Source organism: Leptotrichia hongkongensis (genome assembly GCF_041538065.1).
Taxonomy (GTDB): Bacteria; Fusobacteriota; Fusobacteriia; order Fusobacteriales; family Leptotrichiaceae; genus Leptotrichia; species Leptotrichia hongkongensis.
Map to the genome: position 1 here is coordinate 1 of NZ_JBGORW010000015.1, position 12,107 is coordinate 12,107.

The window sequence follows — 12,107 nt, forward strand, 5'->3', positions numbered from 1 at the left end:
AGTGGACAACACAAGATTCGGAGTGACAGTAAATGGAGGATATGACACTAAAGGTAAGAACGTAAGAGCAGGAATAGGATTCAGAGCTATTTACTAGAACGAAGATAAAATGTAGAATAAAAAAGAGAGGACAGTAGAACTTAGGTTTTACTGTTCTTTTTTTCTCATAGATTGTATAATATACTCGAACCTATTTAAAATTGAACTGATAGAAATTATATAATTTAGGGTTTAAGTAAAATAGTCATAATTTTTGAGTTCTATTTCAAACTAGTTTTACTATAAATAATACTGAATTCCATTTAAGAAATGAAATTATTAGAAACTTTTTTAATAGTGATTGTAAACCTAATACTTTCAAATAATTAAAATATAAGTTTTAGGATTTATGGCAATAAGCAATCCTGTAAAAATAAAAAAAATATAGTAATATAAAAAAACAGCAAAAAACAATTTAATTAAATATTTATAGATTAGCTATTAAACACCCTTATTATAAAATTCTCTTTTATTTTTAAGTGATTAGTACAATATAAAAAAAATCATTAAATATATGAAGTGCAAAAATTAAGTTTTGAAATGAATGAAGATTTTGATAGAGGAAGAATAATTTATTATAAAAAAAGGATATGCTGATTGATATCCTTTTAACTTATATTCAAATATATTTTTAGAAAATTAAATAAAATAGAAATTTGAAAAATAATCATAAATGTTAAGTTTATTTTATAATTGATTATAAAATCTCAAGTTCCGTAGTATTTTTAACACCAATAGTAACAGTTGCTTTTGTAAAAGATACTTCATATAATACCAGAAGATTTTCTGCTTCATCAATATTCTTTTTTACTTCTGGCAATTTTTCTATGAATTTATTTTTTAAGTCTTGAACAGATTTTTGACTTTTTCTTATAATTCCTTTTGCTTTAACACGTTTTATTCCATCTTTGGGAATTGTTGTAAAGGCTACTTTATTATTTTCTTCAAATTCTATTGTTTTTTGGCTGTTCTTAAATGATAAAAAATATAAAATTTTCTCCTCAGGATTATAATAAAATCTTACAATTCTTACATTAGGCTGATTGCTGGAATCTGAAGAAGCTATTGCCATATCAGTAGTTTTTTCCATAATTTCTAAAAAGTTATTTGTTATATCCATAATTTCCTCCTTAAATTTATATTTTGAATTATACTTCAAAATAGTATCAAAATATGGTACTATTAAAATAAAAAATTAGGAGAAAAATGAAAAAATCAGAGCGAATTAATGATATGATGATATATCTTAATAATAAAGAGACTTTTAATTTAAAAGATATTATGGAAAAATATAGTATTTCAAAAAATACAGCTTTAAGAGACATAAGATCTCTTGAGGAAATCGGGATGCCAATTTATTCTTTCAGTGGGAGAAATGGAAGATATAAAATTTTAAAAAATAAACTGCTCTCTCCTGTCTTGTTCAATGTAAATGAAATATATGCATTATACTTCACTATGCTTACGTTAAAAGGATACAAAACAACACCTTTTCATTTAGATATTGAAAAATTGAAAGAAAAATTTAAAAACTGTCTTCCACAAAGGCAAGTGGAGGAAATTAACAAAATGGAGACAATATTAAATTTTGAAGTTTCAAAGCATCAAAATGAAAGTCCATTTTTAAAGAAAATTCTTGAAAATTCAATAGAAGAAAAAGTTTGTAAAATTTTGTATAAAGAAGAAAAGAAAGACAAATATTATTTTGTTCAGTTTTTCAAAATATCATCTGTTTACGGCCAGTGGATTGCTTCAGGATATGATTTTGAAGATAGGGAAATTAAAAATTTTCAATGTGATAAAATTATTCATTTAGCAGAGGATGATAAATTTGAATCAATTTCTTTTGAAAAGTTTGTTAATTTAAATTCAGATATGTATAAAATTCATGATTGCAATATGATAAATTTTGAGCTTGAAGTATAGTTTTAAGTGAAGTATCATAGTTTTGTAATTATATGTAGTAAAACAGCTTTAAAATTAAACTCAAAAGTTATAATTATTTTACTCAAACCTTAAATTTATATAATTTTAGTAGTTTAATTTAAAATAGATTTGAGCATATGTCATAAAAATTTTAGAATATATTTAGATTAATTGTATAAAAAAATTTCATCAGTTGAGAAAAGAGATGAAATATGTTATTATTAAAGAACAAAAAATGTAAGAAATGGGGGAAATTATGGAACAGACAGTATTTTCCGTAAGTGATATAAATAGGGAAGTTAAAATGTTTTTGGAGGGGACAAATACTTTTAAGAACATTTTTATTGAAGGGGAACTTTCTAATATTACATATTATCGTTCAGGACATCTGTATTTTACGTTAAAAGATGCAAGTGCAAGTGTGAAATGTGCTATTTTTCGTTATAAGTATAGAGGAGTACCTGAAGACTTGAAGGAAGGGGATTTGGTAAAAATCCGTGGGAGTGTTACGCTTTATGAGGCGAATGGAAGTTATCAGATTGTAGCGGATTTTCTTGAAAAAAGTAATTCTCTAGGGCTGCTTTATGAGAAAATGGAAATGCTTAAAAAGTTGTACTTTGAAAAGGGATATTTTTCTGACGAAATAAAAAAACATTTACCCAAATTACCTATAAATATTGGTGTTGTAACAGCTGATACAGGAGCAGCAATTAGAGATATTATAAATACAACGCATAAAAGGTTTCCAAATGTGAATATTTACCTTTATCCAGCAAAAGTTCAGGGAGAAGGGGCAGCATGGGAAGTTTCAGCAGGGATTGAGTTTTTTAATAGAATGAATGAAGAGAAACAGCTTGAAATAGATACACTTATTGTTGGACGTGGTGGAGGAAGTATTGAGGATTTGTGGGCATTTAATGAGGAAGCTGTGATAGAAGCCATTTATAAGTCTGAGATTCCTGTAATTTCAGCGGTAGGACATGAAATTGATAATCTTCTTTCAGATCTAGTCGCTGATAAACGGGCGGCTACACCAACTCAGGCAGCAGAAATCTTAATTCCTGAAAAAGAAAAATTGACAGACGAACTGGAAAGTAAAAAGAATCTTTTGAGTAAATTACTTTTAAATAAAGTTGCAATGATGAAAAAAGAGCTGGAATACAGAAAAAATAACTATTATATAAAGAATTTTGCAAATATTCTGGATAACAAGAAATTTGAATTAATGGAAAAAGAACAGAAATTATCAAGAGAACTTAGAAGAATTGTACAAAAATCAAGAGAACAGCTGGATTATCGAAAACAGAGATTTGATAGAATTAATTTACAAAAAATAATTTTAAGTGAAAAAGAAAATTTAAAGAAAAAATCAGCCGAACTTAACCAAATAATACTGGAATTTTTTGAAAATCGAAAAAAGGAACTCAAATATAAAAAGGCACAGCTTTCAAAATATTCAGTAAGTGATATTTTGAAACAAGGTTATACAATAACTCGAAAAAATGGGAAGATTGTTAAAAGAGGAATTGAGCTTAGCAAGGAAGATAAACTGGAGATAGAGTTTTCAGATGTTAAGAAGAAAGTGGTTGTTAAGTAATTGAGAAATATTGGATATTTTAGAAAGTGGGGTATGAATAATGTCTAAAAGAGATAATTATTTATCATGGGATGAATATTTCATGGGAATTGCGTTTTTGTCTGGGATGAGAAGCAAAGATCCGTCTACACAGGTGGGAGCGTGTATTATTGATGAAGATAAGAAAATAATAGGAATTGGATATAATGGCTTTCCAATGGGAAGTTCTGATGATAGTATGCCTTGGGATAAAGAAGGAGAATTTTTGGATACGAAATATCCTTATGTTGTGCATGCTGAACTGAACGCTATTCTTAATAGTATAAAATCATTGAAGAACTGTACTATTTATGTGACGCATTTTCCATGCAATGAATGTGCAAAAGCAATCGTACAGTCAGGAATAAAAAAGGTAATATATTTTTCCGATAAACACAAGTCGCTTGATTCTACAAAGGCTTCAAAAAGGATTTTTGAAAATGCACGAGTAGAAACGATACATCTTGAAATTGAGAAAGAATCTATAAATATTCAGTTTAAAGATTAAATACAATTTATGGAGGATTTGGAAAAAGAAAAAAGCGAACATGGTATCAGGCAAGAAAAATGAAAATGCCAGATATTATAGCAATCTTTGTAACAGCAATATTCGTAATTATTTCAATTGTACTTATAAAAATAAATGGTGGAAGATTCTATAATCCTTTTGTGAATTAGGAAAATTTGACTGTGAAATAAGATTTGAATTTTTAATGAGAGGAATGATGGGAAAATGGTTAATATCGGAAATGACTGGGATGAAATTTTTAAAAAAGAAAAAGAATTTGAAAAAAATTACTATTTGGATTTGAGAAAATTTTTAGTGAAAGAATATAAGACAAAAACAATTTATCCTGATAAAAATGAGATTTTTTCTGCATTTAAGCTAACTAGTTATAAGGACTGCAAAGTTGTAATTCTGGGACAGGATCCGTATCATGGCGAAAATCAGGCACATGGACTGGCATTTTCTGTAAAGCAGGGAGTTGCCTTGCCACCTTCCCTAAAAAATATTTATAAAGAAATTGAAAATGAATTTGGCTATAAAATGAGTAAAAATGGATTTCTTGAAAAATGGGCAAAACAGGGAGTCCTGCTTTTAAATACTGCACTTACTGTAGTCGCTGGAAATGCCAACTCACATTCAAAAATAGGCTGGGAAATTTTTACAGATAACGTGATAAAATATTTGAATGAACGTGAAGAGCCAATAATTTTCATACTTTGGGGAAATAACGCCAAAAGCAAGAAAGCTTTTATTGATACAAATAGACACTATATTCTGGAAAGTGTTCATCCAAGCCCATTATCTGCGAGCCGTGGATTTTTTGGCTGTGGACACTTTAAGAAAGCTAATGATATTTTGAAAGAGCTGGGAAAAAAGGAAATTGACTGGCAAATATAAAAAATAAAAACTATAAAATTTGAGTAACATTGCTATGTGAGTCAAGTTCTCTTATATTAAAAATAGAAAGTTAGTGTATCAACAAGATTCTACAGAATTTTTTAAAATGATTATTTAAATTTTATGAAAAGGAGGAGTTTTTGTGAATTTTAGAAAATCAACTTTTGATGATGTAGACAGAATTTTAGAAATCATCGAAAAAGCAAAAATTGAACTAAGGCAACTTGGTTTAGATCAATGGCAAAATGGATATCCAAATAGAGAAGTTATTGAAAATGATGTGAAAAATGGGATTAGTTATGTTTTAGAAGAAATTTCTGAAAAAAATGACAAATCCGAAAATCAGATTTCTAAAAAAATTGTTGGAACTATTGTATTGTCGCCTAAAAAAGAAGAACCATATTCTAAAATCGAAGGAAAATGGATAACAACCGATGATTATATCGTAATCCACAGGCTGGCAGTTGATTCTGAAATAAAGAATAAAGGAATCGCAACAAAGATATTAGAATTTTCAGAAAAAGAATGTATAAAAAACAAAATACTCAGTATAAAAACAGATACACATGAAAACAATGAGCCAATGAAAAAGTTCCTTGAAAAAAATGGATTCAGTTATTGTGGTGTGATTTATTTAGATAAAGAGCCTGATGTTGGGGAAAAGAGAATTGCCTATGAGAAAATAATAAAAATACCACATAAATTATTTTAAATATTTCTTTTTAAACTTTCAAATAAAACATTTTTTATATTTTGATTAATTTTAACGTAAGGGCATCAGATGCCATGCCCTTACAACCCCGCTTTACACAAAACTTTCTTATAAAAGAAAAATAGAACTCGCTTTTGAATATAGGTTATTTTAATATAAATAATGAAATACAATTTAAAATTTACTTCAAAAGCTCAAACAGCTATTTTTCTTTTAACGAAATTTTGCTTATTTTTATATTTTTTGATATATTCAATCTATGATTTTTAATAAATTGACGGAGCTTTTATTTGTTCAACTACGACTGTTTGACGACTGGAAGGAGGAGTTTCGGAGTTGGACAAATAAAAGTCGTAGTCTAGCCATAGGTTGTAGGATTTGCGGCAATGAGCAATCCTACGAAAAAATAATAAAAATAGTAAAACTGTTATTAAATAAACTAACATTTAAAATATAGACTATGCTGAGGATAAGAAGTTTTAATTCCTTGCTAAACAGTATGAAATGGAGTGTTTTTTTGAAATGAAAATATATTAAAAGAGATAAAAAAACAAATATTAATAAAAACAACTTATAACATAAGAATTATAAAAAATCATTAATTTGGATAATAAAAAATAAAAATTAAATATTTTAAGATTAGAATAGTATCAAAAGTTTAGATTGTAAAATAGTAAAAAAAGAAATGGAGTGTGAGATTGTTATGAGATTTGAAACAAAAACAATACATGGAATAAGAAATGGAAAAAAGAAAGAACTTTGGGGAACAAATGTTAATTTTGCTTCAACTTTTCCTGTTGCGGAATTTGGAGTAACGCAGGAATTTGAATATTCAAGAGTTTCGGCTCCTACGAGAAATGAGCTTGAAGAAATACTTGCTGCATTGGAAAATGGGAAATATGGGTATGCCTTTTCATCGGGAATGGCGACTACAACGTCTGTATTTACAATGTTTAAAGCTGGAGATCATATTATTTTAGGTCAGGATATTTATGGTGGGACTTATAGAATTGTTCATGATATTTATTCAAAATTTGGATTGGAATACACTTTTGTCGATACAACTGATTTGGATAATATTAGAAATGCTATTAAAGAAAATACAAAGGCTATTTTTATTGAAACTCCGTCAAATCCATTGCTTGATGTTACAGATATGAGAGGAGTTGTAGAAATTGCAAAAGAACATAATTTGATAACAATTGCAGATAATACTTTTATGACGCCGTATTTGCAAAAACCGCTTGATTTTGGGATTGATATTGTAATTCATAGTGCGACTAAATTTTTATCTGGGCATCATGATTTGCTGGCTGGAGTTGCGATTACAAATGATGAGGGGCTTGCGGAAAAAATTAAATTTTCACAAGTTGCGGCTGGAGCTTTAATTTCTCCATTTGACAGCTGGCTTTTGATGAGAAGTCTTAAAACATTGAAACTTAGAGTGGAAGCGGCACAAACGAATGCGGAAAAACTAATAGAATTTTTTCAAAGCCATGACGCAGTTGATAAAATTTACTATCCGACTTTGGATACAAATAAAGGCAAAAAAATTCATGAAAGTCAGGCAACAGGCGGAGGTTCAGTATTCTCATTTACTTTAAAGGACGATTCAAAGGTAAAAACATTTTTTGAAAGTTTGAATGTGGCACTATTTGCAGCGAGTCTTGGTGGGGCAGAAACTTTAGTAACTCATCCAAGTACAATTACGCACGCCGAAATGCCTGATGAAGAAAAAGAGGCTAGAGGATTTACAAATTCATTGATAAGAATAGCTGTTGGATTTGAGAATATTGATGACTTGATTGAAGATTTTAAACAGGCGTTGGAAAAATAAAGAATAAAGGAAAAACAGATGGCAACAAAAAGAAGAAAAAGAACTGGAAGAAGTTCAAAAGCTGGAAATGAAAAATTGATTGCTGCAATAATTACTGTGTTATTAGCAATATTTGGATTTGCATACAATGGAGTGAATTCAGGATTTGGTAAAAAAAGATCAAAAACAAGTAATTCTAAAAAAAATACAGCTTCAAGAAGTACAAATACTAATTATTCAAATAGTGCAGCTGTGCAGAATCCAACTATTCTGAAAGGTTATCAAGCTATAAAAGTAAGTGATGGAGATACCATGAACATTCAGAAAGTGGAAAATGGGAAATTTACTGGAGAAGTTATAAAAATCAGGATGTTTGGAATTGATGCTCCTGAAAAGGCGCAGGATTATGGGAGCGAGAGTAAGCAGGCATTAGAAAAGATGGTAAATGGAAAGACACTTGAAATTGAGGAGAAAAATAGGGATAGATATGGCAGAACAGTGGCTGTAGTATATGCTGACGGGAAAAATATAAATGAGGAAATGGTAAAAAATGGAAATGCCTGGTGGTATCAGGAATACGACAAAAATGATACTAGAATGCAGATTTATCAGGAAAATGCCAAAAAGAATAAACTTGGCCTGTTTGGAAAAAGAGGATATATAGAGCCATGGAATTACAGAAGAGAGAAAAAGGCGGCGGCAACAAGTAGAACTAAAAACAGGTAATGAATTTAAGCAATTGTATTGAATGAATAAAAAGAACTAGAATAAAGAAAAGGTGATGAAATGTTTATAGATGAAAGTGTAATTACAGTAATTTCTGGAAATGGGGGAGATGGAGCAGCTACGTTCAGACGTGAAAAATTTGTTCAGTTTGGAGGGCCTGACGGTGGAGATGGCGGAAAAGGTGGAGATATCGTCTTTATCGCTGATCCAAATATTAACACGCTTGTAGATTTTAAGAGCAGTAAAAAATTTAAGGCACAAGACGGAACAAAAGGGGCTGCTGCACGTTCTACTGGAAAATCAGGTGAAGACTTGATTATAAAAGTTCCAGTTGGAACAATGATTAGAGATTTTGAAACAAATAAACTGCTGCTTGACTTGGACAATCCAAATGAAAAAGTAATATTTCTAAAAGGTGGAGATGGCGGACGTGGAAATATCCATTTCAAGTCATCAGTAAAAAAAGCTCCAAGAATAGCAGAAAGTGGTCGTGAAGGTGTAGAATTAAAAATAAAGCTGGAATTAAAATTGCTGGCCGATGTGGCTCTTGTGGGTTATCCAAGCGTAGGAAAATCAAGTTTTATTAATAAAGTATCAGCTGCCAAATCAAAAGTTGCAAGTTACCATTTTACAACATTAAAGCCTAAATTGGGAGTTGTAAGAATGGGAGATGAGGAAAGTTTTGTTGTGGCGGATGTGCCAGGTCTTATTGAAGGTGCTCATGAAGGAGTGGGGCTTGGAGATAGATTTTTAAAGCATATTGAAAGATGTAAATTGATTATTCACATTGTGGATATTTCAGGATTGGATGGACGTGATCCTAAGGAAGATTTTGTAAAAATAAATCATGAATTAAAAAATTATAGTGAAAAATTGGCAAATAAACCTCAAATTGTTGTGGCTAATAAGATTGACATGCTTTATGAAGATGAAAAGTATGATGAATTTGAAAAATTTGTTAAAGAAAAAGGTATAAAATATGTTTACCCAGTCTCTGTAATTGCAAATGAGGGACTAAAGCCGGTTTTATCAAAGGCATGGGAATTAATTCAGGAAATACCTAGGGAAGAACTGGAAGAAGTTCATTCTGTTGAAGAGCTGATTCAGGAAAATAATAAAAAAGATGACTGGATTGTTAAGAAAACAGCTGACAATGTATTTGAAGTGGATGGACGTATTGTGGATGATGTGCTTAAAAAGTATGTGTTTATTGGAGAAGAAGGAATAATAAATTTCCTTCAGAAGATGAGAAGTCTTGGAATGGAAACAGAGCTTGAAAAAGCTGGGGTTGAAGAAGGAGATATTATAATTATTGCTGGATATGAATTTGAATATATAGTTTAGTAATAAATTTTTTAAAAAGATTTTCAGTAAAGATGTGGTTTACTTATAATGGGAGGTAAAGAAGATAGCAGTAAGGAAAAAAGGAATTGTAATCGCAGGTGCAACTGGAGTAGGAAAAACAGACTTGTCAATAAAGCTTGCTAAAAAGATAGATTCAGTAATTATATCAGCAGATGCTTCTCAGATTTATAAGGAGCTGGATATAGGAACGGCTAAGATAACAAGTGATGAAATGCAGGGAATACAACATTATATGATTGATATTATAAATCCTGATGAAGATTATTCTGTGGGAGATTTTGAAAAAACTGTAAATAATATTTTGAATGAAAATGGTGAAAAAAATGAGAAAAATATTATTATTACAGGCGGAACAGGGCTTTATATAAAATCAATTACAGATGGATTTGCAAAACTGCCATCAAAAAATGCAAAAATCAGAGCTGATTTGGAAAGCAAAAGTATTGAGGAATTACAGAAAATTCTCAAAGAAATGGACGAAAAATCGTATAATGAAATTGATTTGTCTAATAAATTGAGATTGGTTAGAGCAATTGAAGTTTGTATTTTGACCGGCGGGAAATTTAGTGAGCTACGTATACAAAATATAAGAAATAATAATTATGAGTTCTTAAAGATATTTCTTACTAGAAATAGAGAAGAGCTTTATGAACGGATTAATAAAAGAGTTGAAATTATGATTGCAAAAGGACTTGTAGAAGAAGCAAAAAAAGTATATAATAAATATACAGAAAGTCTTTATAAAATATCTTCAATTGGATATAAGGAACTATTTAAATATTTTGAAGGGAAAATTACGCTGGATGAAGCGATTGATGAAATAAAAATGGAAAGCAGAAGATATGCAAAAAGACAGATGACATGGTTCAAAAAAGAAAAAAACTATATTACTTATAATTTATCAGAAATGTCTGAAATGCAAGTGCTAGACGATATTCTGAAAAAATGGGAAAAATTTTAGAAAGGAGATTACAGGAAAATCCTGTAAAAAAACATGAAAATATTAGAATATTTGGTACCAGAAAGAATAAAAGTAAATTTAGAAGGTAAAACAAAGGAAGAAATTATTAAGGAAATGGCACAATTGTTTGTGAAAAGTGAAGTTCTTAATTCAGAAGACTTGGAAGAATTTGTAAAGGAAATAAATGAAAGAGAAAAATTGACACCAACTGGAATGCAAGACGGAATAGCTATTCCACATGCAAGAACACCACTTGTAAAAGAACTTTCTCTTGCTTTAGGAATTTCTCGTGAAGGAGTAGATTTTGAAAGTATGGATGGAGAACCTTCAAAATTAATTTTTATGATTGCAGCTCCAGAAGAAACAAAAAAAGAACATTTAGATTTATTGGCTGAGATTTCAAAATTATCTTATGAAGAAGAATTAGTAGAAGAATTAAAAAATGCTTTAACAATAGAAGAAATTACAAATAAATTAAAATAGAGTTAACAAAATCATAAAAAAAAGAAATTTCCGTATTGAATTTAAAGGAATTTTTATATAAAAAAAACAAATTTTGTATTTTATTTGAAAAATTAATTGTATTTTTTTATATAATTTGGTATAATAAGGATAAGTGATGATAGGTAAGTGATTTAATAGTGATTTTATATTCAATTATTGTTATGAAATTAAAAAATTAGGAGGAAGATCGAATGAAAAAGACAATATTCTTTTTGGTTGGAATAATGATGGTTTCGTCAATAGGTTTCTCTGCTGAAAAAAAGAGCTTAGAAAGTAGCTTAAGTTCAATTGAAAACCAATTCAATGAATTAATCAAAAAAGAAGAAGCACAAAAAGAAAGATATAGACAGCAAAAAGCACAATTGGAAGCTGAAGTAGAAGATTTGAAATCTAAACAAACAAGTAGAGAAAAATTATTAGAAAAATTAAAAGTAGATTCAGAAGTAAGATGGCATAGAGACAAATATAAAAAAATATTAAATAATGCCGAAACTCTCTACAAAAACATTGACAAAAGCATAGCAGAAAAAGAGAAAAAAATTGCAGAATTGGATACATTATTGTCGATAATGAATTAATGGAAAGGAATGGTAATTAAAAGATGAAAGCAAAAAAATTATTATTTTGTGGGATAGTAGCAGCATTATCTGTTCCAATGATGGCGGCTTCTCCACAGGAAGTGTTGAGACAAGCTAGAGAAGATTACTATAAAAGTATAAAAGCACCTAAAGAACGAAAAATAAAAACAGAAAAAATAGTAACAATTGATGAAGACGGTGTTGTAGAAGAAGAGAAAGTTAAACCTAAATCACCAATTGAAAAGCTTGAATACAATGCTGCTAAGGCAGCAACAAGAGTAGACTTCTATGAAAGAGTAGTAAGAAGTGTACAAAGAGAAGAACAAGAATTAGCAGAATTTGACAGCGCTCTTGGAAGAGTTAGTGTTAAAAATAGTGTCAAAAAAACTAGAAAAACAGCTAAATAAAACAAGCTAATTTAGTTATTTTAAATAAAACAATATTTTAAATAATATGTTAG

General features: G+C 29.3%; 13 protein-coding genes. 12 read left to right on the forward strand and 1 reads right to left on the reverse strand.

Annotation, left to right across the window (positions count from 1 at the left end):
• Positions 1-736 precede the first annotated feature (736 nt).
• On the reverse strand, positions 737-1,159 hold the full coding sequence (locus ACEG17_RS09570; RefSeq protein WP_372583533.1) for a pyridoxamine 5'-phosphate oxidase family protein: 423 nt from the start codon (positions 1,157-1,159) through the stop codon (positions 737-739).
• 86 nt (positions 1,160-1,245) lie between these two features.
• Between ACEG17_RS09570 and ACEG17_RS09575 the strand changes: the two genes are divergently transcribed.
• The 12 genes from ACEG17_RS09575 to ACEG17_RS09630 all read left to right on the forward strand — a co-directional run bounded on the left by ACEG17_RS09575 (position 1,246) and on the right by ACEG17_RS09630 (position 12,054).
• Complete coding sequence (locus tag ACEG17_RS09575; protein WP_372583534.1) at positions 1,246-1,965, forward strand: helix-turn-helix transcriptional regulator; 720 nt, start codon at positions 1,246-1,248, stop codon at positions 1,963-1,965.
• Positions 1,966-2,221: 256 nt separating this feature from the next.
• The gene (xseA, locus tag ACEG17_RS09580) at positions 2,222-3,562 is read left to right on the forward strand and encodes an exodeoxyribonuclease VII large subunit (RefSeq protein ID WP_372583535.1); all 1,341 of its coding nucleotides are present in this window, start codon (positions 2,222-2,224) and stop codon (positions 3,560-3,562) included.
• Positions 3,563-3,602: 40 nt separating this feature from the next.
• Positions 3,603-4,088 (forward strand): deoxycytidylate deaminase, encoded by a 486-nt coding sequence (locus tag ACEG17_RS09585; RefSeq protein ID WP_372583536.1) that lies wholly within the window; start codon positions 3,603-3,605, stop codon positions 4,086-4,088.
• A 225-nt stretch (positions 4,089-4,313) separates the two neighbouring features.
• Positions 4,314-4,985, forward strand: coding sequence for a uracil-DNA glycosylase (locus ACEG17_RS09590; protein WP_372583537.1), 672 nt, complete (start codon positions 4,314-4,316; stop codon positions 4,983-4,985).
• A gap of 142 nt (positions 4,986-5,127) precedes the next feature.
• Positions 5,128-5,697 carry a GNAT family N-acetyltransferase gene (locus tag ACEG17_RS09595; protein WP_372583538.1) on the forward strand — a complete coding sequence of 190 codons (570 nt, stop codon included), beginning with the start codon at positions 5,128-5,130 and terminating at the stop codon, positions 5,695-5,697.
• Between the two features lie 703 nt (positions 5,698-6,400).
• Positions 6,401-7,534, forward strand: a complete 1,134-nt coding sequence (locus ACEG17_RS09600; protein ID WP_372583539.1) for a trans-sulfuration enzyme family protein — start codon at positions 6,401-6,403, stop codon at positions 7,532-7,534.
• 18 nt (positions 7,535-7,552) lie between these two features.
• Positions 7,553-8,239 carry a thermonuclease family protein gene (locus tag ACEG17_RS09605; RefSeq protein WP_372583540.1) on the forward strand — a complete coding sequence of 229 codons (687 nt, stop codon included), beginning with the start codon at positions 7,553-7,555 and terminating at the stop codon, positions 8,237-8,239.
• Between the two features lie 60 nt (positions 8,240-8,299).
• On the forward strand, positions 8,300-9,583 hold the full coding sequence (gene obgE / locus ACEG17_RS09610; RefSeq protein ID WP_369712368.1) for a GTPase ObgE: 1,284 nt from the start codon (positions 8,300-8,302) through the stop codon (positions 9,581-9,583).
• Between the two features lie 124 nt (positions 9,584-9,707).
• Entirely contained in the window at positions 9,708-10,565 is an 858-nt protein-coding gene (miaA, locus tag ACEG17_RS09615) for a tRNA (adenosine(37)-N6)-dimethylallyltransferase MiaA (protein ID WP_372583541.1), read from the forward strand.
• A gap of 33 nt (positions 10,566-10,598) precedes the next feature.
• The gene (locus tag ACEG17_RS09620) at positions 10,599-11,048 is read left to right on the forward strand and encodes a PTS sugar transporter subunit IIA (RefSeq protein ID WP_372583542.1); all 450 of its coding nucleotides are present in this window, start codon (positions 10,599-10,601) and stop codon (positions 11,046-11,048) included.
• A gap of 212 nt (positions 11,049-11,260) precedes the next feature.
• Complete coding sequence (locus tag ACEG17_RS09625; RefSeq protein WP_372583543.1) at positions 11,261-11,647, forward strand: adhesion protein FadA; 387 nt, start codon at positions 11,261-11,263, stop codon at positions 11,645-11,647.
• 23 nt (positions 11,648-11,670) lie between these two features.
• On the forward strand, positions 11,671-12,054 hold the full coding sequence (locus tag ACEG17_RS09630) for a hypothetical protein (protein WP_372583544.1): 384 nt from the start codon (positions 11,671-11,673) through the stop codon (positions 12,052-12,054).
• Positions 12,055-12,107: the final 53 nt, after the last annotated feature.

Excerpts from the sequence above, each read along its gene's own strand:
- ACEG17_RS09570 (WP_372583533.1), bottom strand. The coding sequence starts at position 1,159 with ATGGATATAACAAATAACTTTTTAGAAATTATGGAAAAAACTACTGAT.
- ACEG17_RS09575 (WP_372583534.1), top strand. The coding sequence starts at position 1,246 with ATGAAAAAATCAGAGCGAATTAATGATATGATGATATATCTTAATAAT.
- xseA (WP_372583535.1), top strand. The coding sequence starts at position 2,222 with ATGGAACAGACAGTATTTTCCGTAAGTGATATAAATAGGGAAGTTAAA.
- ACEG17_RS09585 (WP_372583536.1), top strand. The coding sequence starts at position 3,603 with ATGTCTAAAAGAGATAATTATTTATCATGGGATGAATATTTCATGGGA.
- ACEG17_RS09590 (WP_372583537.1), top strand. The coding sequence starts at position 4,314 with ATGGTTAATATCGGAAATGACTGGGATGAAATTTTTAAAAAAGAAAAA.
- ACEG17_RS09600 (WP_372583539.1), top strand. The coding sequence starts at position 6,401 with ATGAGATTTGAAACAAAAACAATACATGGAATAAGAAATGGAAAAAAG.
- ACEG17_RS09605 (WP_372583540.1), top strand. The coding sequence starts at position 7,553 with ATGGCAACAAAAAGAAGAAAAAGAACTGGAAGAAGTTCAAAAGCTGGA.
- obgE (WP_369712368.1), top strand. The coding sequence starts at position 8,300 with ATGTTTATAGATGAAAGTGTAATTACAGTAATTTCTGGAAATGGGGGA.
- ACEG17_RS09620 (WP_372583542.1), top strand. The coding sequence starts at position 10,599 with ATGAAAATATTAGAATATTTGGTACCAGAAAGAATAAAAGTAAATTTA.
- ACEG17_RS09625 (WP_372583543.1), top strand. The coding sequence starts at position 11,261 with ATGAAAAAGACAATATTCTTTTTGGTTGGAATAATGATGGTTTCGTCA.
- ACEG17_RS09630 (WP_372583544.1), top strand. The coding sequence starts at position 11,671 with ATGAAAGCAAAAAAATTATTATTTTGTGGGATAGTAGCAGCATTATCT.